The following is a 20,365-nucleotide window of genomic DNA, read 5'->3' as shown; positions in this document are numbered from 1 at the left end:
CGATGAATCAACCTATGTCACGCGATACGCCAGCGATCGAAATGCGCAACGTGTCGTGCCGTTTCATTTCGCCGGATGGCAAGGCGACGGTCGCGTTGCGCGACTTCAGCATGTCGGTGGCGCGCGGCGAATTCGTCGCGGTGGTCGGCCCGACGGGTTGCGGCAAGTCCACCACGCTCAGCATGATTACCGGCTTGCTGAAGCCCACCACCGGCGAAGTGCGCGTGATGGGCGCGCCGGTGGACGGCATCGACCCGCGCATCGGCTTCGTGTTCCAGGCCGACGCCGTGTTCCCGTGGCGCACGGTGCTCGACAACGTGGCCGCCGGTCCGCTGTATCGCGGCCGCTCGAAGTCGGCCGCGTACGACGAGGCCAACGAATGGCTGCGCCGCGTGGGCCTCGACAAGTTCGGCAAGCACTATCCGCATCAACTGTCGGGCGGCATGCGCAAGCGCGTCGCGCTCGCGCAGACCTTCATCAACAAGCCCGAAATCCTGCTGATGGACGAGCCCTTCTCGGCGCTCGACATGCAAACGCGCACGTTGATGCAGGACGAACTGCTGCAATTGTGGGGCGGTGCCGGCTCGGTGGTGTTCGTTACGCACGATCTGGAAGAAGCGATTGCGCTCGCCGACCGCGTGTTCGTGCTGACCGCGCGCCCCGCGACGCTGAAGAAGGTGTACGAAATTGATTTGCCGCGTCCGCGTGTCACCTCGGAGGTTCGCTACGACCCGCGTTTCATCGAAATCTCGCGCGACATCTGGCATGACCTGCGCGAAGAAGTGCAGATCGGATAATCAAGGAACGGCACACATGTCTACTACCTCTCAACAGATGATGCCCTCGGGCATCGACGCCGCGTCGCTCGCGCATGTCGAACGCGTCGCGCAAAAACGCATCCGGCAACGTCATGCGCTGGTGATCACGATGCGCGTACTCGTGCTCGTGGTCGTGCTCGGCGGATGGGAACTGTCCGCGCGCCTGAAGTGGATCGACCCGTTCTTCTTCTCGATGCCCACCGCCATTTTCGATCAGATCGTCGACTGGTTCGTGAACGGTACGTCGCAAGGTCCGTTGCTGACCCAGGTGTGGGTCACGCTCGAAGAAACCGGGCTCGGCTTCATCATCGGCTCGGTGGCGGGCATCTTCTGCGGCATCGTGCTCGGCCGCAACAAACTGCTCTCCGACGTGTTCAGCCTCTACATCAAGATCGCCAACTCGATTCCGCGCGTGGTGCTCGGCTCGGTGTTCGTGATTGCGTTGGGCCTCGGGATGGCGTCGAAGGTGGCGCTGGCGGTGGTGATGGTGTTCTTCGTCGTGTTCGCCAATGCTTTCCAGGGCGTGCGTGAAGCCGATCGCTACATGATCGCGAATGCACAGATTCTCGGCGCGTCGCGTCGCCAGGTGACGACGTCGGTGGTGATTCCGTCGGCGCTGAGCTGGATTCTCGCCAGCTTGCACGTGAGCTTCGGCTTTGCGCTGGTCGGCGCGGTGGTTGGCGAGTTTCTCGGGTCGAAGCAGGGTATCGGTCTGTTGATCTCCACGGCGCAGGGCGCATTCAATGCGAGCGGCGTGTTCGCGGCGATGATCGTGCTGGCCGTGGTCGCGCTGGCGGCCGACTATCTGTTGACCGCAATCGAGCGGCGTCTGTTGAAATGGCGTCCCGCTGCGGTTTGAGCGAAACGGATGCGGCCGTGTAGCACATGGCCTCGGAGTATCTTGCCGTTCAGTCCGGGACTGAACGGCATTTTTCTTTCTGCCGCGAGAAAGCGAGCAATGAAGCGACGACGCGCTGCGTCGCTTGAATAACGCCCTACTTGCTTCGTTCTCAGTTCAGGAAGCGAAAGCGGCGTGTCTCGCAGCCGTTCTTCCCGGATCACGCGCCTTTCTGTCTGCCGTGGCCTTCGTCCCACGCAATGTCCTCTGCCGGCCAACTTCCCATCGGAATGCGTTGGCTTGCGCACAACACTTTTCCCGCTCTCGACCTCTGCGTTAACCCCCACACGCCCCTCGCACAAGGGCCGGTGCCCCTATGGCACGGTCAATGCGTTATTGCGCCCAGGCAAGTCGCGCGGTGACCAACAACGCATTGAAACGAGGTACGTCATGTCGAGTATGCAGAGTCCACGTCGGCCAATGAATTGGCGCAGCCGGCCATTCCGTTCAGGCAGCGCCGCGCAGAGGCGCCATAGTCGCCAAACCCACGGTTTCGCCGGATTCCTGCCGCTCGGGTGGCGCGCCGTCGGCTTCATCGGCAGGGGTCCGAAGCGTGTGTGGCCGTACATCTTGCCGTGGTTCTTCATCGTGCTTGCGATCGGCTTTTCCTGCCTCGTCGTACGTGGCGTGCTTAACCGGCAATTGCTGGTGCCCCCCGTCGAAACACCGCAATCACTCTCACAGCGCGGCTACACGTCGAGCTTTCTCGCAGAGCGAATCATGTCCTCCATGCGGGATATCGCTCAGGATGCCGATTCGATTCCTCACGACACGATGACCGACACCGACTCCCAACCCGACATCCAGCTTCCTGGCCAGGATATGTCGTATGCGTCGACGGTCCGCTTCATCAAAGGGGTCATCAAGCGCACGGACGTGGTCGTTCATGTCGGCATCACGAAAATCAACGAAAGCGCCGACTCGTACGTTGCCCACGTGCAGATAGAAGGCGGCCCGTTCAATTCCCGCGAAAGCATCGTGCCGTTCGAAGGACGTGACCTGGAAGATTTCGTGCGCGGGATCGCTGTCGAAGCGATGCGCCTCGCAGAGCCGAATATCCTCGCCAGTCATCTCTATTCGCAGGTCCGGAAAACCAGATGCCATCCGGAAGAGTGCCGCTACAACGAGATCATCGCGATCTACGACAAGGTACTCACCCTGCCCTCACCTGAGCAAAGAGAATGGGCGCTCGCGGGCAAAGCGTGGTTGCTGACCGATCAAGGAGAGTCGAAAGCGGAAGAGGCGGAACGGCAAACCCGCGAAGCGCTGACCGTCTACAAGCATTCGGCCATTCTGCACGCGAGTCTCGGCCGTGCGCTCGCCCAGCAGGAACGCCTCGACGACGCACTCGAAGCATTGCGTGCCGGCGCGAGGGAGAAATCGAAGACGGCTGAAAATCTGCGTCTTCTCGGCGACGTGCTGTTGCGCGCCCATCGCAACGAAGAAGCACTCGACGCGTTCAGGCAGGCCGACGAAATGAATCCGAGTTCCGTCGACAATCTGCACGACTGGGGCGAAGCGCTCGACAAGGTCGGCCGATACGACGAAGCGATCGACAAACTCTCTCGCGCCATCTCGCTGCGCCCCGACCTTGCGCCGTCCTACGCGGAAATGGGCCGGGCACTCGATCACAAGGGTGATCTGCGTGGCGCCTCGCGCAAATATGCAGAAGCGCTGGAACGCGATGCGGGTACGTTGAGCGCCCACGAGACGCAACTGGCGCGACTCGCCAACGCAGTAGAGGGCGGCAGCGCACCGGGGGCGCCGAGTCCCAATACGCGCACCCGACCCGTTTCGAATCCACGCCCAGCAGTTCCGTTTCAAGCATCACTTGAAGTACCACCCAACGCCGAAGCGTAACCGCAGAAGCACCCCATGTTCCTGTCGTAGATACAGCTGAAGAGGAGAAGTCGATGGACAACTTTGAAGACGCATTCAGGGCTCTGATCGGAAACGAAGGCGGTTACTGCTTCAATCCGGCCGATCCCGGTGGCGAAACGATGTGGGGCGTGACTGCTCGCGTCGCGCGCAGCCAGGGCTACAACGGCGCGATGAAAGATCTGCCGCTGGAAACCGCGAAGGAAATTGCCAAGCAGAAGTACTGGGATCCGCTGCATCTCGACGAACTCGATCCGCGCGTGGCCTTCCAGATCTTCGATGCGAACTACAACGGCGGCCTCGTGGTGTTGTGGATGCAAAAAGCGTCCGGTGCGAAGGAAGACGGCAAGTTCGGTCCGGGCACCCTGAATGCGGTCAAAAGCACCGACGCGATGAAGTTCGTCATGCGCTTCGCCGCCTATCGCCTGCGCTACCTGCGCAACCTTCACACGTGGCCTCACTTCAGCCGTGGCTGGACCGAACGGATGGCCGCGAATCTTCTTCTGGGAGCAGCATGATGGACTGGTCAAAAGTAGCGTCGAACATTGGCAGCACCGCCCCGCTTCTCGCCGGGCTCGTAGGCGGCCCGGTCGGACTGGGCGTGACGGCTGCCGCGGCGATCATTTCGCATGCGCTCGGCACGCCGAGCGATCCGGCCTTCGTCGAACCGGCGTTGAACGATCCCAGCGCGCTCGAAAAGATCAGGCAGGCCGAGAGTGCGAACTCTCTGCAATTGCAGCAACTAGTCGTGACCGCGGCCCAGGCGAGACTCGCGCACGAAACCGACATGGCGCGTATCGAAGCCGACGATCGGGCCAATGCGCGCGCGATGGCGACCAGCAATCGCGACTGGGTGCCGAAGGTACTCGCGATGGCGGTCACCACGGGCTTCTTCGGCATTTTGATGTTGATGGCGTTCCAGCCGTTACCGGGGAGCAACAAGGACCTCGTCAACGTGATCGTCGGCGCGTTGGGCACTGCGTGGATCAGCATCATCGGCTACTACTTCGGCACCTCGGTTGGGTCGATGCGGAAAACCGAACTGCTCGCCAAGCCTAGTGTGCCCATCACGCCGGATAGCGCGCTCACACTGCGCGAACCGGCATCGACACCGGCCGCGCGTGCGCAAGGCGGCCCGGCCCCGGTGCCGCACGAAGTGCTCCAGCCATTCACGCCGGGCGGACAAGGTCCGATTTTCTCGGGCAGTTGATAAGCCGTTCGTCACTGAGGCAAAGCACGCGGGGAGATCGCAGCTCGCTGCGTGCTTTGCGGGTTTGACTGTGCGTGAGTTTCGGTGGAATGCCGTGGCATGACGGCGTCGCCGGACTCCGGCGCCCGCACCGCCCCACGAAGTTCCCCGTTTTTGTCTCAAAATTCGCAACAAACAATACCTGAAGCGGTGATTACTCTGTCCAGATCGCAAAACTACAATGTAATCACTGACTACGAACAAGAACGTTCGCAGCAAGACAAAATCCGAACTGGAGGTAGTTCATCATGAAATCGCTCATTCAAGCTGTTGTTATCGCCACTGTGCTGGCCGCTCCTGTTGCTTCGTTTGCGCAGTCCAACCAGCCCGTGACCCGCGCCCAGGTGCGCGCCGAACTGGTCCAACTCGAAAAGGCCGGCTATCAACCGGGTCACGCCGACCCGCACTACCCGGCTGACGTTCAAGCCGCGCAAGCTCGTGTCGATGCGCAAAACGGCACCGCGCAAGCAGCGGCAAGTGGCTTCGGCGGTGTGTCGAGCGGCTCCTCGCAGTCGGGCCACGCTGTGACGGCCAACGGTCAGAAGTCGATCTACTTCGGCCAGTAAGGCGCCATCAAGCGGACAGTAAGCAGCCGATAGACGGCTGTTAGCCGATCGGCGGCATGATTGACCGGTTGTGCCACGCCGTCGTGCGTCGATCTGCCGCTCAGCGCGTTGTTGAGACGCGCTCCCCGATTCAAATGAACTGGCCCGCGGCCGGGTATCCCCGAGCGCGGGCCAGTTTTGTATTCGTTACCTCCGTCATCGGGCTCCCGGTGACTTCGCCCGGACCTTCACGGTCTGGGCGCTTTTTCAGCGCTTTCGGCACGCCGCTTTTTATTCGGCGCCCTGATGGTGCGCCCTCGTCAATATGGCAACACGGGCGACCACGTCAATCGCGCGCGATGAGATCGCCCACCTGACCACGGCCAGTGACCAGACAGCTCGACAGAAAGTTTTCTCCCTGACTGCTGGCTGCAATGTCTCCAAACCCCTTCTTCAACGCGTTCGATTTGACCAGCTGCGCGCCCTGGTGGCACGTGATGGTCCCGAGCTCTCCCGCCTGCGCGCGCATCAAGGCCCTATCCGCCATCAGATATCCAAGCAACAGCACCACGGCAATATTGAACGCTTGTCTCATGGGTCGCCTCCTCTTTAGAAGAGACTAACGCGAACCGGAGACGCACGGTCCTAGGGGTTTCCCGATTGATCGCTATTCAATGATGCAGATTAAATCGGGTAGTACTACCAGAGTTACTAGCATGTGGGATACGGCATCCGGCTTTGCGCAGTAAAGTTGACCTGGCGCTGCGCTCCCAGCCTGCCTCGCGCCCTGCCCGACTGGCGGCTATGCCGCGCAAGGCCGCTCATCCAGCAACATCTTCAGCGGCATTTACAGCTGCGCTTCGATCTGCCCGATGCGTTTTTCGATCGCCTTGCGCACCAGTCCGTTCGACGGCACCAGTAGCAGCGACGATGCGATGATCCGATACACCGTATTGCGCCGCACCTTGGAAACCTTCTGCGGATCGAGCCACGCGTCGTTATCGACCAGCAGCAACAGCGTCTCGAGGCCGATCAGAATCGGCCACAAACACGCGAGACGCAAACGCACGGAAAACGCCGGAATCGCCAGGGTGTAGTCCAGAGCCTCACGGAAATGATCGAGCGTCTTGCGCAGAAGCTCGATCAGCAGCGGCCGCGCACGCAGCGAATTGGCCGGCACCAGCAGGTCTCGCGCAGCGAGACCGTATTCGTCGAGCATGCTCTGCGGCAGATAGCAGCGGCCGATCCGCAGGTCCTTGCCGCAATCGCGCAGCACGTTGGTCATTTGCAGCGCCTTGCCGAAGCGCACACCACGGTGCGCCATCGTGCCGGGCTGCTCCTTCAGCGTGCCCGGCATGTGCGCATAGGTCATCGTGGTCCAGAACTCGCCGACACACCCCGCCACCAGATACGTATAGCGGTCGAGATCGTCGTATCCCGAGAGCGCCGCGATCTGGCCGGAACGTTCGTCGGGAAAGGTGCGTAGATCGAACTCCATGCCCTCGGTCAGCGTCGTGACGATCTCGCGCACGGCCTTACGGTCCGCTTCGCTCAATTGCGACAACACGTCGAGAGCGGGACCGAGCGATTCGAGCAAAACCTTTTCATCCGACTGGATCTGCTGACTCGCCACTTCGTCGGCCATGCGTCGCAGCAGCGCTGCGTCGTCCGTGGCGCCGTTCACCTGATCGCGCAGCGACAGCAGCAGCGCGAGGCGTTGTTCGGGCGGGATCAGCGAGGTGTCGGCGATTGTATCGGCCGCGCGCGCCAGCAGGTACGCGAGGCCGATCGGATCGCGCATGCCGGCGGGCAGCACGCGCAGCGTGAGATAGAAGGAGCGTGAAACGCCTTTCAGGAGCGGGCCGAGAAGGAAGGCCCGGGTCGGATTCGGCATGGATCGGATAGGGTCGGTATGGGGCAGGTAATGGGCAAAAAAGCGGGCAAAAAACCGGCAAAAAACCGGCAAAAAAACCGGCAAAAAAACCGGCAAAAGTCAGGCGCAGCCGAATTGTATACGGCGCGCGCCTTTGCCATGCGCGAGCATTTCACGCTTGCCTCACATCGACCGCCGATCGGCCCCACTCCCCCTCAGGCCCGGTCGCCCAGCCCCAGCAGCCCGATCGCGTTCTGCTTGAGAATCAGCGGCTGCACTTCCTCCCTGAAACCGACCTGCCTGAAATCCTCCAGCCAGCGGTCAGGCTGAATCAGCGGGAAGTCGGAGCCGAACAGCATTTTCCGCTTCAGCACCGTGTTGGCATGACGGATCAATTCGGGCGAAAAGTACTTCGGCGACCAGCCGGACAGATCGATATACACATTGGGCTTATGCAATGCGATCGACAACGCCTGCTCCTGCCACGGCCACGACGGATGCGCGATCACGATATTCATATCGGGGAAATCCGCGGCGACGTCGTCGAGATGAATCGGCTCCGAGTACTTCAGCCTCAACCCGCCGCCGCCCCGCATGCCGGACCCCATGCCGGAATGACCGCTGTGGAAAACGGCCGTGAGCTTGTACTCGGCGATCAGTTCGTAAAGCGGATACGCCAGGCGGTCGTTGGCGAAAAACGCCTGCATGGTCGGGTGGAACTTGAAGCCGCGCACGCCATATTCTTCGATCAGCGTGCGCGCCTCCCGCACGCCCATCTTGCCCTTGTGCGGATCGATGCTCGCGAAGGCGATCATGATGTCGCTGTTCTTCTGCGCGAACTCGGCGATCTCCTCGTTCGGAATGCGCCGTCGGCCGAGATTCGCTTCGCAGTCGACGGTGAACATCACGAAGCCGATCTTGCGCTCGCGATAATGTTCGATGGTCTCGGGAATCGTCGGCCGCCTGCCGAGCTTCAGCACGGTGCCGAAGTACTTGTCGGCGGCATCGTCGAACTCCTTGCCGAACAGATCCGGCGGCTGGCAGCACGAGACTTCCGCGTGCACGTGCGTGTCGATTGCGACGAGTTGGTCGAGGTTCATCTACAGGTTGCCTGTCGGTGCCCGCGTTCGGGCGTCACGCATTACAGCGCGCCGCACGCGCTCGCGACGATCACTGCGGGATCGTGCTGCGCCGTGTCGTACATCGCCTCGACGAGCGCGGCCCGATGAGTCAATACCGCGCGCTGATTGATCGAGCCCTTGTCGGTGATCTCGCCGAGGTCGAGCGAAGGCACGACGTCCATCAGCCGCAAGCGCGCGATGGTGGTTGCGCTGCCGGTCGCGCCGCGATTGAGCGTGTCGAGCAACGACGCGAAGTGTGCCCGCACGGCGGGCGCATCGACCACCTCGCGCGAGCTCGTCGAGGCAGGCAGACCCGCGAGGCGCCTGCAATCGTCGAGTCGCGGAAACACCAGCAAACCGACGTCGTCGCGATTCATGCCCGCGACCACCACATCCTGCACGTACGGCGCGCCTTCGGAAATGACCCGCGCACGCATCGGCCCGACGCTGACGAAGGTGCCCGAACTCAGCTTGAAATCCTCGGCGACACGCCCGTCGAACAGCAGCCCCAACTCGGGCCGCGCGACGTCGACAAAGCGCACCGCGTCACCGCTGCAAAAATAGCCTTCCTCGTCGAACGCATTGGCCCGCTCCGTTTCGTTCGCGCGCCAGTAACCGGGCATCACATGAGGGCCGCGATAACGCGCTTCGAGCTTGTCGCCGACCGGCGCGAGCTTGACCTCGCAGCCATGCGCGGGCAGGCCCACGTATCCCGCGCTCATGATGGGCCCGGTGGTGAACAGGCACGATGGCGACGTCTCCGTCATCCCGAGTCCGGCCATGATGCGAATGCGCTCGCCACAGTACTTTTCGGTGACGCGTTCAAGCCGGTCCCAGGCCGCTTGCGACAACCCCGCGCCCGAGAAGAAATACACCTTCACGCGTGAGAAGAACGTCTCGCGCAACTGCGCGTCCTGTTCCAGCGCGATCGTCAGTTCTTCCCAGCCTTTGGGCACATTGAAGTAGATGGTCGGGGCGATGTCGCGCAGATTGCGCAGCGTGTCGCCGAACTTGCCGTTGACCGGCTTGCCGTCGTCGATATAAAGCGTGCCGCCGTTATAGAGCGCGATGCCCACGTTGTGGCTGCCGCCGAACGTATGGTTCCAGGGCAGCCAGTCGACCAGCACCGGCGGCTCCTTGGCGAACTCGGGAAACGTTTCGAGCAGCATCTGCTGGTTGCTGCACAGCATGCGGTGCGTGGTCGGCACCGCCTTCGGCAGTTTGGTCGAACCCGACGTGAACAGAAACTTGGCGATCGCGTCCGGGCTCACCGCCGCGTGAGCGGTATCGACCGTGGAGGGCGTGGTGCGCAACAGTTCGCTGAACGCCGTCACCTGGCGCCCGCTTTGCGACTCGCGCGGCAACGTTGCGGCGACGACCTCGACATCGGCCGGCACAACCGCGTCGATCGCCTTGGCGAACGTGTCATAGCCGCTCACGAAAACCAGGCCGGGCGTCAGCAGCTCGATCGTATGGCGCAGCTTGCCGTAGTCGCCGGATGCCAATGCATAGGCCGGAGAAATCGCCGCATACGGAATGCCGGCCCACATCGCGCCGAGCGCGAGTTGCAAATGGTCGAGATCATTGCCCGACAGAATCGCGACGGGACGTTCAGCGGACAGATTGCGCGCCAGCAACGCCTGGCCGATAGCGCGTGCGCTTTGCAACGCGTGCGCATAGCTCAGGCCGACCCATTGACCGTCGCTGCCGCGGCGCGCCGCCAGCCAGCGCTCGGGATGCGCCTGCGCGCCGCTCGCGAGCCGCTGCGTCAACCGCTGCGGATGCTCGCCGAGCGCTTCAGACGCTTGCAGATACCACGTATCTCCCTGCTGCCGCGTGCGCAACGACGAAGCGCCGATCGTCGTCGCCCGGTACCGCGTCGGCGCGCCGGCGGTGTTCGTTTGTGTCGGCTCGGAATGCAAAGCCTGTCTCCTGGAAAGGTGCCTGCGCGCCGTCTCGCGACGGCATCGGGCGCTCCGCCGATGCGGCGGAGCAACCTTCTCTACTGTGTCGATCAACCTGCGATGCGCGGACGATCAGATCGGATAGTGACGCGGTCCGGTCTGAATCGTGATCCAGCGCAGATCGGTGAACTCGGCAATCGACGCCTTGCTGCCAAAGCGCCCATAGCCGCTCTTCTTCACGCCGCCGAACGGCATCTGCGCTTCGTCGTGCACGGTCGGGCCGTTGATGTGGCAGATGCCCGATTCGATCCGCTTCGCCACGTTCAAGGCGCGCGACACGTCTCGGCTAAATACGGCGGCCGAAAGGCCGTACTCGCTATCGTTAGCAACCCGAATCGCTTCTTCGTCGCCGTCCACGCGCTGCACCGTGACCACCGGGCCGAAGGACTCATCCGCATACAGCTTCATGGCGGGCGTGATGCCGTCGACGATCACCGGTTGCATCACCGCACCCTCGACCGTGCAGCCGACCGGCAGTTGCGCGCCCTTGCCGCATGCGTCGTCGATCAACGCCTTGATGCGCCGCGCCGATGCCTCGCTTTCCAGCACGCCGAGCACCGAGTCCGCGTCTGCCGGGTCGCCCGCCTTCAAGGTACGCGCTTTGGCCGCGAGCTTCTCTACCAGCGCGTCGGCAATCTTGCGATCGACGATCACCCTCTCCGTCGACATACAGATTTGCCCCTGGTTGAAGAACGCACCGAACGCGATGCCGGCCACGGCCGCATCGAGATCGGCGTCGTCGAGCACGACCACGGGTGCTTTACCGCCCAGTTCGAGCAAAGCCGGTTTCAGATGCTGCGCCGCATGTTGCGCGACGATGCGCCCCACGCGCGTCGAGCCGGTGAAGTTGACGCGCCGCACCGCCGGATGCGCGATCAGGCGTTCGACGATAGCCGGCGCATCTTCAGCGGCATGCGTGACGACGTTCACGACGCCATCGCCGAGGCCGGCCTCGTGCAACACGCTGCCAATCAGCCGATGCACGCCCGGACAGCCTTCGGACGCCTTGAACACGACCGTGTTGCCGCAAGCGAGCGGCATCGCGAGCGCCCGCGTGCCGAGGATGACCGGCGCGTTCCACGGCGCCATGCCGAGCACCACGCCGCACGGCTGGCGCACGGCCATCGCGAGGCTGCCGGGCACGTCGGATGGAATCACATCGCCGTCGATCTGCGTGGTCATGGCGGCGGCTTCGCGCAGCATGTTCGCCGCGAGCATCACGTTGAAGCCGTACCAGTTCGGCATCGCGCCGGTTTCGGCCACGCCGGTTTCGATGAACTGCGCGGTACGCGCGTCCATCAGGTCGGCTGCGGCGAGCAGCCGCTTGCGGCGCTCGGTGGGCGCCAGCGCCGACCATGCCGGGAACGCACGCGCTGCGGCTTCGACCGCCGCGTCCGCATCGGCCAGCGTCGCGGCGGGCGCGCGCGAAGCGGCCTGGCCGCTCGCCGGATTGATCCGCTCGAACGTCTTGCCGTCCGATGCGCCGCGGCTCTCGCCGTCGATCAACAAAGTCACTTCATGCATAGGTGTCGTCTCCTCGCTTGTCTGTTTCGCTCGAACCCGGGGTGCTGCGCAAGCGCTCAGCGTTTATAGGCCTGCAGGCCCGGCTTGATCGCCTTGTCGTCGAGGAACTGCTTCAGGCCCTGTTCGCGGCCATGCTCGGGATCGCGCAGTTGCGCCTGGTCGAGCTTGGCGTACAGGTAATCTTCGTTCTGCTCCCACGTCAATTCGCGGCTGCGCTTGAAGCCGTGCTTGGCCGCGCGCAACACCACCGGGTTCTTCTCCAGCAGCTTGCCGGCAAGCGCGCGCGTCGCTTCACGCAATTCGGCGCGCGGCACGCTGCTGTTGACGAGGCCCATTTGCGCCGCCTGCTGGCCCGTGAAAGTCTCGCCCGTCATGATGTAATACAGCGCCTGACGATGCCCGACCGTATCGGCCATCGCCTTGCTCACCAGATTGCCCGGCGGAATGCCCCAGTTGATTTCGGAGAGGCCGAACACCGCTTCGTCCGCGGCGATGGCGAGATCGCACGCCACCAGCGGCGAGAAGCCGCCACCGAAACACCAGCCGTTGACCATCGCGATGGTCGGCTTCGAGTACATGCGCAGCAGTTGCCATTGCCAGCGCGACGCGTCGCGGCGAATCTTTTCCTGCAGGATTTCCGGACCCGCGTCAACCTCGCGGAAATATTCCTTCAGGTCCATGCCGGCGGTCCACGCATCGCCCTCGCCGCTCAGCACGAGAACCTGCGCTTCGGCGTCGAGCTCGACCGCCTCCAGCACCTCGATCATTTCCTTGTTCAGCGTCGGGCTCATCGCGTTGCGCTTCTCGGGACGGTTCAACGTCACCCATGCGATACCCTCGAGAACATCGACCTTGACGGTTTTCCAACGGCCTTCGTAATTCATCTGTTTTCTCCGTGAATGTCGACCGGCGTAGCGGCCTGATGGACACATTTAATATCAGGTTGCCTGATATGTAAAGCGGAAATTCGCGGGCTCGGTGCAAACCCCTAGCGACGGTTTCGGGGGTCCGGCGCGCTAAGATGCGGGATAGACCGAACCTCCTGTCCATCATGAGCAAAAATCAAAAGCCAGCCGCCGAACCCACCGCCGCACGCACCCGCCGTTCAAGCCTGCGCCTGACCTATGTGATCGGCAGCCTGGATCGCATTCTGCGGCGCCGCATGAGTGAAGCGCTCGCGCCGCTCGGTCTTACGCTCGCGCAATTCACGGCGCTTTCCGTGCTGGAGGCGAAGGGGCAGGCGTCCAATGCGCAAGTCGCCGAGCGCTCGTTCATCACGCCGCAATCGGCCAACGAAGTGATGAACGCGATGGCGAGCCGCAACTGGGTCAGCCGCGAGCCGGACCCGACGCACGGTCGCATCGTGCTGCTGCAATTGACGGACGAAGGGCGCGCCGTGCTGCGCGAATGCGAACTGGCCGTCAAGGCCATCGAGAAACAGATGATGGAAGGCATCGAGCTCGACGCGGCCGGCGCGCTTCAGACTCACCTCGAAACTTTCGTTCGGAATCTGCGCGGCTAGATTCTCCGCGCCGCTAGAGTGCTAGGTGTTTTCACCGAAGGATTTGCACTTGTTTTATCAGCCTACCTGATATTAAATCCACACCACGATGCGGCGTGTGGAGAGACGCCGCATTGCCGCGTAGCACACGCGCCATCACGCGGACATCGACCCGATGCGCCGCGCGCCGCGGTGTGGCGAGGCGTCCCATCACGCGCCTGATGCCGATCTGACTACCGTTTTGCCGAGGCCGTCCGTCAACCCGGACGGCTCGGGCCTGCACGCGCGTTGGCGCCGGGCCGGCATCTGCCGTACTTCATCGAAACCGGAAAACCACGCATTTTAATAAGGATCACTAACGTGAAAAGAACCGGAACATTGGCTCCGACGCAAGGCGTTTCGGCCCCGGCGGCATCCGGCCGATCGGGCGCCGCGATCACGCTCGGATTGTGTTTTGCGATTGCGCTGCTCGAAGGGCTCGACCTGCAGTCGGTCGGCGTGGCCGCACCGCGCATGGCGCGCGAGTTCGGCCTGTCGGTCGCACAGATGGGCCTCGCGTTCAGCGCCGGCACGTTCGGCTTGCTGCCGGGCGCCATGTTCGGCGGACGACTCGCCGACCGGATCGGCCGCAAGCGCGTGCTGGTGATTTCCGCGTGCCTGTTCGGCCTGCTCTCGATCATGACCGCGCTGGTCAGCGACTTTCACACGCTGGTGATCGTGCGCGTGCTGACGGGCATCGGGCTCGGCGGTGCGCTGCCGAACCTGATTGCTTTGTCGTCGGAAGCGGTCGAGCCGCGTTCGCGCAGCACCGCCGTCAGCGTGATGTATTGCGGCATTCCGTTCGGCGGCGTGATTGCGTCGGTGATCGGCGTGATGAGCGCGGGCGACGCCGAGTGGCGCCATATCTTCTATGTGGGCGGTGCGGGGCCTTTGCTGCTGGTGCCGCTGCTGCTCCTGTTTCTCGCGGATTCGAAGGCATTCACCCAGGCCTCGCACGAAGGACGGATCAAGCCCGCGCCAGTCGGCGAAATCCTGTTCGGCGGCACGCGTGGACTCTCCACCGTGCAGATCTGGGTCAGCTACTTCTGCACGCTGATCGTCCTCTACTTCCTGCTCAACTGGCTGCCTTCGCTGATGGCCGCAAGCGGTCTGTCGCGCGCGCAGGTCGGCTATGTGCAGATCTTCTTCAACGTGGGCGGCGGGATCGGCGCGCTGTGCATCGGCATGTTGATGGATCGGATGCGCTCGGGCGTCGTGGTGGCGGGCATGTACGTCGGCATCATCGCGTCGCTCGCTGCGCTCTCGATGGCACCCGGCTTCGGTGCGCTTGCGGCCGCCGCGTTCTTCGCGGGGATGTTCGTGATCGGCGGGCAATCGGTGTTGTACGCGCTGTCCGCCGCGTTCTACCCGACCGCGATGCGCGGCACCGGTGTCGGCGCGGCGGTGGCCGTGGGCCGCGTCGGCTCGGTGGTCGGGCCGCTGGCCGCCGGTCAATTGCTGGCGATGGGGCGCAGTTCGTCGACCGTGATCGGCGCAAGCATTCCCGTGACGGTGATCGCCGCCGCGGCCGCTTTGCTGCTGCTGCGCCGCCCGCGCGCCGACGACTGAGCGCAGCGCCGCAAGAAGACCCGACAACAACAACACGTACGTTCAATCAAACGGTTTGGAGACATCTTTCATGCAAGCATCCGCACGCCTTCTACTCTGCGGCGCCCTGTGCGCGGTCAGCGGCGCCGCCGCAGCGCAATCGAGCGTGACACTGTACGGCATCGTCGACACCGGCATCGAATACGTTTCGCACGCGAACGCAGCGGGCAAGAGCGTATTCCGCATGCCGGCCGTCACCGGCGAGTTTCCGTCACGCTGGGGACTGCGCGGCAACGAAGACCTCGGCGGCGGCTATAGCGCGGTCTTCACGCTGGAAAGCGGCTTCAACGTGCGCGCCGGCGATCTCGGCCAGGGCGGGCGGCTGTTCGGCCGTCAGGCGTTCGTCGGCATCAAGAGCCCGTACGGCACGCTCACGTTCGGGCGCCAGTACACGATGACCTATCTCGCGCTGATGGGCGCGGACCTGATCGGACCGGACATCTACGGGCTGGGCTCGCTCGACGCATATGTGCCGAACGCGCGCGCCGACAACTCCATGACCTACCTCGGCAGCTACGCGGGGGTGACGCTCGGCGCGAATTATTCGTTCGGCCGCGACGCCGCGGGCACCGGCAACTCGCCGGGCCAGGGCACCTGCACCGGTTCGGTTCCAGGTCATGCCACGGAATGCCGCGAATGGTCAGTCATGCTGAAGTATGACGCGCCCTTGTTCGGCGTCGCGGCTTCATACGAAGAACAGCGCGGCGGCAGCACCGCAGCAGCAAACTTTTTCGACGGCGTGGCGCCGACTCCGCTGATCAACGCGGCCGACAAGGACATCCGCACGCACGTGAGCGCCTACGCGAACCTCGGCAGCAAGGCCAAGCTCGGTGTGGGCTGGCTGAATCGCCGTGTCGACACGGCGTCCGCCGCGCTCGCCGATGTGCGCTCGAATCTGTTCTTCGTCGCCGCATCGTATTTCGTGACGCCCGCTTTCATCGTCGACGGCGAGGTCTATCACATCACCAATAGCGACCACGACACGCGTGCCACGATGGGCACGCTGCGCACCACCTATCTGCTGTCGAAGCGCACCGCCGTCTACGCGCAAGGCTCGTATCTCGCCAACAGCGCGAAGGCGCGCTACTCGGTCAGCGGCGGAGGCGGCGGCACGACCCCTTCCGCAGGCACCGGCCAGACCGGCGTGATGCTCGGCATTCGTCATTCGTTCTAGGAGATCCCGCATGAACATGAAGCGCACTTCTATCGCGCTCGCAGCGGCTGCCGCTCTCGGCCTCGCCGCATGCGGCGGCAATGACGCCGACAGTGCCAGCAACGGCGGCGGTAACAGCAGCGCCAATGCGTTGCCGCAACTGAGCGCGGCCACGCCCGGCACGCTCGCGGGCAATTGCGCGGCGCTTGCCGCGAAACTCGCGTTCGCCAACACGGTTTTCACCACCGTGACGGACGTGGCGGCCGGCACGCTGAAAGTGGCCGGCAAACCGATCGCCGAACACTGCCTGATCCAGGGCAACATGAACCAGCGCGTGAGCAGCGTCGACGGCAAGACGTATGCGATCGGCTTCGAGATGCGCTTGCCGCTGGCATGGAACGGCCGCTTCTTCTACCAGGCCAATGGCGGCCTGGACGGTAACGTGCTAACCGCCACCGGCGAGATCGGCGGCGGCGGTCCCACCAACGACGCGCTCAACATGGGCTTCGCGGTCATCAGCTCGGATGCGGGGCATAGTGCTTCGCAGAATCCACTGTTCGGGCTCGACCCGCAGGCGCGCATCGACTACGGCTACAACGCGGTCGCCTCGCTCACGCCGATGGCCAAACAGGTGATCAAGCTCGCCTACGGCAAAGCGCCGGACCGCAGCTATTTCGACGGCTGCTCCAACGGCGGCCGTCACGCGCTGGTCGCGGCAGCGCGTTCATCGGCCGAATACGACGGCGTCATTGCGGGCGATCCCGGCTTCCACCTGCCGAAGGCCGCGATCGGCGAGATGTGGAGCGCGCAACAACTGGCGAAGGTGGCGACCGCGACCACGGCCAATGGCCTGCCCGACATCACGACCGGTTTTACCGCCGCCGAACGTCAACTGGTCGCCTCGAAGATACTCGCCAAATGTGACGGCCTCGACGGCGCGAGTGACGGCCTCATTCAGGATATCAAGGCATGCCAGGCAAATTTCAGCCTGGCCAGCGACGTCCCCACCTGCGCGAACGACGCGCGCGACGGAAGCTGTCTGACGAGCGCGCAAAAAGACGCGATCGGCAACGTGTTCTCGGGCGCGCGCAACAGTGCGGGCACGGCGCTGTACGCAAGTTTTCCGTACGACGCAGGTCTCGGCCAAGGCTGGTCGGCATGGAAGCAGGCTAATTCGATCACGCTCGATCCGGCCGCGGCGGCGTTCACGTTCACCACGCCGCCGCAAAGCGCCGCCGTGTTGAGCCAGTTGTCCGCCTACGCGCTGAACTTCAGCATGGACACCGACGCACCGAAGATCTTCGCCACCAGCGGCGCGTACAGCGAGTCGGCCTGGTCGTTCATGACGCCGCCCGACGAAACCAATCTGGGCGCATTGAAGCAACGCGGCGCGAAGCTGATGGTTTATCACGGCACGAGCGACCCGGTGTTTTCATCGAACGACACGACCGACTGGTATCAGCGCCTGAGCGCGGCCAACGGCGGCGACGCGTCGAACTTCGCGCGGCTCTACACGATCGCCGGCATGAACCATTGCAGCGGCGGCCCGAGCACCGACCAGTTCGACCTGCTCACGCCGATGATCGCGTGGGTCGAACAGGGCAAGGCGCCGGACGGCGTGCTCGCGAGCGCACGCGACGCGAGCAGCGTCACGCCCAACGCGGACGTTCCCGCCGGCTGGGGCACGGGACGCACGCGGCCACTCTGCGCGTATCCGAAAGTGGCCCGCTACCAGGGCGGCGACGTCAACGCGGCGAGCAGCTTCGTGTGTAGCTGAGCCGCACGGAGCGCGCGGACCGGGACCCGGACCCGCCCGCGCTCTGCGTCGCTCGCCGCCCCGCGCGTGAGCAACGCCTGCGCCTCGCGCATGCATGTCGTTTTTGCATGCGCGAGGCGACATCGTTACATCGAGTTGAAGACAGACCCGCCCATCGCACGTCGATAAGCCTCGACCACCGCGTCTCCTCCCCGTCCGCCACATTCATGCAGAGCCCGGTCCACGCCAGCGTTTCATTCCCGAGGCGCCCGATGGCCGGATAGAATCACGGGCGTTCGATTCCGATGTGCGTCACCGCGCCAGCGGGAATGCGAATTGCTGGCCATGTTCAATTCGAGCACAAGACGGTTCCGGCAGGCACCGTCGCTTTTCCGCACTCTGGATGACAGATCGACAATGACTATCCCCGAATCTCAACCGTTCTCCCGGCCTGGCGCGACTCCTTCGAGCGCGATCTCTTCTCACGGCGTCCGGGCCAACGTGGAAACGGGTGTGCCCGGTTTCGACGAGATCCTGGGCGGGGGTCTGGTCCGCGGCGGCGTCTATCTGCTCGAAGGGATGGCCGGGGCCGGCAAGACGATCCTGTCGAGCCAGATCGGCTTTCATCGTGTAAGCCGGGGCGAGAAGGTGCTGTACATGACCCTGATCGCCGAGTCGCACGACAAGCTGCTGGGACACCTCAAAGGCCTGAGCTTCTTCGACGAGACCGCCGTCGCGCAGCAAATGCTGTTCGTCTCCGGCTATCACGAGCTGATGCAGGACGGTCTCGACGGCTTCCTCAAGCTGATTGCGTCGAGCATCTACGACTACCGGCCGAGCCTGATGATCATCGACGGTTTTCGCAGCGCGCGTGAGTTCAGCGAAACCGAGCTGTCGTTGTCGAAGTTCATTCACGAGCTCAATGCGCTGGTCGCGGCCATGGATTGCACCACGTTGCTGCTCGCGCCGCTCTCCGGCAACGAACCGCATCCCGAGCACACGCTGGTCGACGGTCTGATCGAGCTGAACCGCTACAACGACGGCATGCGCCGCGCCCGCGAAATCGAAGTGCACAAGATGCGCGCGCGCAATCATCTGATGGGCAAGCACTTCTTCCGCATCGCCGAAAGCGGGCTGCTGATGTACCCGCGCCTCGAAGCGCAATGCGCGATGAAGCCAGGTCCGGTGGATCTCTCCACGCGCCTCGGCTTCGGCTTGCGGCATCTGGACGATCTGCTCGGCGGCGGCTTCGCGCAAGGCTCGACGACCACGCTGATCGGGCCTTCGGGCGTCGGCAAGACCCTGCTTTGTTTGCAGTTCCTCGCGGCCGGCGTGGCGCGCGGCGAACGCTGCGTGTACCTCGGCTTTTACGAAGGACCGCAGCGGCTGATCGGCAAAGCCGAAGCGGTCTCGATCGCGCTGACCGAGGCGTACGAAGACGGCCGCCTCGTCGTCCAATGGCAACCGGCCATCGAACTGGCCGTTGACGAACTCGCCGCCAACGCGCTCGCCACCGTCAAGAGGATCGGCGCGTCGCGCATCGTGATCGACGGTGTGGAGGGCTTCCGCGATTCGGCGTTGCGCACCGAGCGCTTCGGCCTGTTCCTGAACGCGCTGCTGCATCAGCTTCGCGAAGTCGGTGTCACGACGCTGCTGACCGAAGAACTGCCGCTTTACGCCGACCCCGGTTACGCGAAGAGCGTGCGGGTCTCGGCGTTGACCGAGAACCTCGTGCTGCTGCGCTATGCGGAGTCCGAGACCGGTCTGCGGCGCATGATTTCCGTGGTCAAGCAGCGCGAAAGCGCGCATGACACTTCGCTGCGCGAACTGGTGATCTCGTCGCAAGGCCTCGACGTGATCGACAGCGGCGTGTCGGCCAACGCGTCCGCGGCGCAGGGCTTGTCGGCCACGCTGCAGCCGCGGCGCACGACGTAGCCGCTCATGAAAACCATTCTGGTCGTGGACGACGAGTTCGACATCCTCACGGTCTGGCGGCTGCTGCTGGAGCGGCACGGCTATACCGTGATGACGGCGTCGAACGGGGCCGCCGCGCTCGAACAGATACGCAGGGCGCGCCCCGACATCATCGTATCGGACTGCATGATGCCGGTCATGTCGGGACTGCAGTTGTGCGCGGCGCTGTATGCCGACCCCGCTCTACGCGACATTCCGATCATCCTGTGCAGCGCCGCGTCGGACATTCCGGTGCAGCCCAATCCCACCATCGCCTACGCGCGCAAGCCGCTTTCTTTCGACGCGTTGCTCGCGATGCTCGAACGCATGTCGGCCTGACGGCCGCCGTCGCGACCCGGCGGCGGGCGAATGCCGCGCCGCGTGCGTTCAACCCTCCATCCTTCGAGACACCCCTCGCCAACCGCCATGAAACGGCGGCCCGCGCAGATTGAGACGATCGCGCCATTTGTCGAGCTTTTGCCGCG

At 63.8% G+C, this 20,365-nt stretch carries 18 protein-coding genes; 12 read left to right on the top strand and 6 right to left on the bottom strand.

Annotated features, from left to right (window positions below; all coding sequences use genetic code 11):
* Positions 1 to 2: 2 nt before the first annotated feature.
* From PQQ53_RS25640 to PQQ53_RS25615, 6 genes are all read left to right on the top strand, one after another.
* Complete coding sequence (locus tag PQQ53_RS25640) at positions 3 to 797, top strand: ABC transporter ATP-binding protein (RefSeq protein ID WP_121323624.1); 795 nt, start codon at positions 3 to 5, stop codon at positions 795 to 797.
* Between the two features lie 16 nt (positions 798 to 813).
* Entirely contained in the window at positions 814 to 1,677 is an 864-nt protein-coding gene (locus tag PQQ53_RS25635) for an ABC transporter permease (protein ID WP_408327148.1), read from the top strand.
* Positions 1,678 to 2,106: 429 nt separating this feature from the next.
* Positions 2,107 to 3,576: a tetratricopeptide repeat protein gene (locus PQQ53_RS25630; protein WP_408327232.1), complete on the top strand. Its 1,470-nt coding sequence runs from the start codon at positions 2,107 to 2,109 to the stop codon at positions 3,574 to 3,576.
* Between the two features lie 53 nt (positions 3,577 to 3,629).
* The gene (locus PQQ53_RS25625; protein ID WP_408327145.1) at positions 3,630 to 4,112 is read left to right on the top strand and encodes a glycoside hydrolase family 108 protein; all 483 of its coding nucleotides are present in this window, start codon (positions 3,630 to 3,632) and stop codon (positions 4,110 to 4,112) included.
* Positions 4,112 to 4,804 carry a hypothetical protein gene (locus PQQ53_RS25620; protein WP_408147493.1) on the top strand — a complete coding sequence of 231 codons (693 nt, stop codon included), beginning with the start codon at positions 4,112 to 4,114 and terminating at the stop codon, positions 4,802 to 4,804. Before PQQ53_RS25625 ends, PQQ53_RS25620 begins: the two co-directional genes overlap by 1 nt.
* A 287-nt stretch (positions 4,805 to 5,091) precedes the next feature.
* A complete protein-coding gene (locus PQQ53_RS25615; RefSeq protein WP_408147491.1) occupies positions 5,092 to 5,409 on the top strand; it encodes a DUF4148 domain-containing protein in 318 nt (105 codons plus the stop codon).
* Between the two features lie 325 nt (positions 5,410 to 5,734).
* On the opposite strand, the gene PQQ53_RS25610 is transcribed toward PQQ53_RS25615, so the two are convergent.
* The 6 genes from PQQ53_RS25610 to PQQ53_RS25585 form a co-directional block, all read right to left on the bottom strand.
* Positions 5,735 to 5,983, bottom strand: a complete 249-nt coding sequence (locus PQQ53_RS25610) for a hypothetical protein (protein WP_408327143.1) — start codon at positions 5,981 to 5,983, stop codon at positions 5,735 to 5,737.
* Between the two features lie 252 nt (positions 5,984 to 6,235).
* On the bottom strand, positions 6,236 to 7,282 hold the full coding sequence (locus tag PQQ53_RS25605) for a phytoene/squalene synthase family protein (RefSeq protein WP_408327141.1): 1,047 nt from the start codon (positions 7,280 to 7,282) through the stop codon (positions 6,236 to 6,238).
* Between the two features lie 194 nt (positions 7,283 to 7,476).
* A complete protein-coding gene (locus PQQ53_RS25600; RefSeq protein WP_408151777.1) occupies positions 7,477 to 8,361 on the bottom strand; it encodes an amidohydrolase family protein in 885 nt (294 codons plus the stop codon).
* A gap of 41 nt (positions 8,362 to 8,402) precedes the next feature.
* The gene (locus tag PQQ53_RS25595; protein ID WP_408327138.1) at positions 8,403 to 10,304 is read right to left on the bottom strand and encodes a feruloyl-CoA synthase; all 1,902 of its coding nucleotides are present in this window, start codon (positions 10,302 to 10,304) and stop codon (positions 8,403 to 8,405) included.
* Positions 10,305 to 10,418: 114 nt separating this feature from the next.
* Positions 10,419 to 11,870, bottom strand: a complete 1,452-nt coding sequence (locus PQQ53_RS25590) for an aldehyde dehydrogenase (protein ID WP_408327136.1) — start codon at positions 11,868 to 11,870, stop codon at positions 10,419 to 10,421.
* A gap of 56 nt (positions 11,871 to 11,926) precedes the next feature.
* Positions 11,927 to 12,754, bottom strand: a complete 828-nt coding sequence (locus PQQ53_RS25585; protein ID WP_408147479.1) for a p-hydroxycinnamoyl CoA hydratase/lyase — start codon at positions 12,752 to 12,754, stop codon at positions 11,927 to 11,929.
* 137 nt (positions 12,755 to 12,891) lie between these two features.
* Between PQQ53_RS25585 and PQQ53_RS25580 the strand changes: the two genes are divergently transcribed.
* The 6 genes from PQQ53_RS25580 to PQQ53_RS25555 all read left to right on the top strand — a co-directional run bounded on the left by PQQ53_RS25580 (position 12,892) and on the right by PQQ53_RS25555 (position 20,219).
* Entirely contained in the window at positions 12,892 to 13,392 is a 501-nt protein-coding gene (locus PQQ53_RS25580) for a MarR family winged helix-turn-helix transcriptional regulator (protein WP_408151775.1), read from the top strand.
* Between the two features lie 339 nt (positions 13,393 to 13,731).
* Positions 13,732 to 14,979 (top strand): 3-(3-hydroxy-phenyl)propionate transporter MhpT, encoded by a 1,248-nt coding sequence (gene mhpT, locus PQQ53_RS25575; protein ID WP_408327135.1) that lies wholly within the window; start codon positions 13,732 to 13,734, stop codon positions 14,977 to 14,979.
* 70 nt (positions 14,980 to 15,049) lie between these two features.
* The gene (locus tag PQQ53_RS25570; protein ID WP_408327132.1) at positions 15,050 to 16,192 is read left to right on the top strand and encodes a porin; all 1,143 of its coding nucleotides are present in this window, start codon (positions 15,050 to 15,052) and stop codon (positions 16,190 to 16,192) included.
* A 16-nt stretch (positions 16,193 to 16,208) separates the two neighbouring features.
* A complete protein-coding gene (locus tag PQQ53_RS25565; RefSeq protein WP_408327128.1) occupies positions 16,209 to 17,948 on the top strand; it encodes a tannase/feruloyl esterase family alpha/beta hydrolase in 1,740 nt (579 codons plus the stop codon).
* Between the two features lie 396 nt (positions 17,949 to 18,344).
* On the top strand, positions 18,345 to 19,862 hold the full coding sequence (locus PQQ53_RS25560; protein ID WP_408327125.1) for an ATPase domain-containing protein: 1,518 nt from the start codon (positions 18,345 to 18,347) through the stop codon (positions 19,860 to 19,862).
* 6 nt (positions 19,863 to 19,868) lie between these two features.
* Complete coding sequence (locus PQQ53_RS25555) at positions 19,869 to 20,219, top strand: response regulator (RefSeq protein ID WP_408147469.1); 351 nt, start codon at positions 19,869 to 19,871, stop codon at positions 20,217 to 20,219.
* Positions 20,220 to 20,365 lie beyond the last annotated feature (146 nt).

The organism is Paraburkholderia strydomiana (genome assembly GCF_046030495.1).
Classification (GTDB): domain Bacteria; phylum Pseudomonadota; class Gammaproteobacteria; order Burkholderiales; family Burkholderiaceae; genus Paraburkholderia; species Paraburkholderia strydomiana_A.
Note: the sequence above shows the minus strand (reverse complement) of the source record. Positions and strands in the feature narration are given on the sequence as shown.

What these genes read in the sequence shown, in the direction of transcription:
- PQQ53_RS25640 (WP_121323624.1), top strand. Translation starts at nt 3, where the DNA reads ATGAATCAACCTATGTCACGCGATACGCCAGCGATCGAAATGCGCAAC.
- PQQ53_RS25635 (WP_408327148.1), top strand. Translation starts at nt 814, where the DNA reads ATGTCTACTACCTCTCAACAGATGATGCCCTCGGGCATCGACGCCGCG.
- PQQ53_RS25630 (WP_408327232.1), top strand. Translation starts at nt 2,107, where the DNA reads ATGTCGAGTATGCAGAGTCCACGTCGGCCAATGAATTGGCGCAGCCGG.
- PQQ53_RS25625 (WP_408327145.1), top strand. Translation starts at nt 3,630, where the DNA reads ATGGACAACTTTGAAGACGCATTCAGGGCTCTGATCGGAAACGAAGGC.
- PQQ53_RS25620 (WP_408147493.1), top strand. Translation starts at nt 4,112, where the DNA reads ATGGACTGGTCAAAAGTAGCGTCGAACATTGGCAGCACCGCCCCGCTT.
- PQQ53_RS25615 (WP_408147491.1), top strand. Translation starts at nt 5,092, where the DNA reads ATGAAATCGCTCATTCAAGCTGTTGTTATCGCCACTGTGCTGGCCGCT.
- PQQ53_RS25610 (WP_408327143.1), bottom strand. Translation starts at nt 5,983, where the DNA reads ATGAGACAAGCGTTCAATATTGCCGTGGTGCTGTTGCTTGGATATCTG.
- PQQ53_RS25605 (WP_408327141.1), bottom strand. Translation starts at nt 7,282, where the DNA reads ATGCCGAATCCGACCCGGGCCTTCCTTCTCGGCCCGCTCCTGAAAGGC.
- PQQ53_RS25600 (WP_408151777.1), bottom strand. Translation starts at nt 8,361, where the DNA reads ATGAACCTCGACCAACTCGTCGCAATCGACACGCACGTGCACGCGGAA.
- PQQ53_RS25590 (WP_408327136.1), bottom strand. Translation starts at nt 11,870, where the DNA reads ATGCATGAAGTGACTTTGTTGATCGACGGCGAGAGCCGCGGCGCATCG.
- PQQ53_RS25585 (WP_408147479.1), bottom strand. Translation starts at nt 12,754, where the DNA reads ATGAATTACGAAGGCCGTTGGAAAACCGTCAAGGTCGATGTTCTCGAG.
- PQQ53_RS25580 (WP_408151775.1), top strand. Translation starts at nt 12,892, where the DNA reads ATGCGGGATAGACCGAACCTCCTGTCCATCATGAGCAAAAATCAAAAG.
- PQQ53_RS25570 (WP_408327132.1), top strand. Translation starts at nt 15,050, where the DNA reads ATGCAAGCATCCGCACGCCTTCTACTCTGCGGCGCCCTGTGCGCGGTC.
- PQQ53_RS25565 (WP_408327128.1), top strand. Translation starts at nt 16,209, where the DNA reads ATGAAGCGCACTTCTATCGCGCTCGCAGCGGCTGCCGCTCTCGGCCTC.
- PQQ53_RS25560 (WP_408327125.1), top strand. Translation starts at nt 18,345, where the DNA reads ATGACTATCCCCGAATCTCAACCGTTCTCCCGGCCTGGCGCGACTCCT.
- PQQ53_RS25555 (WP_408147469.1), top strand. Translation starts at nt 19,869, where the DNA reads ATGAAAACCATTCTGGTCGTGGACGACGAGTTCGACATCCTCACGGTC.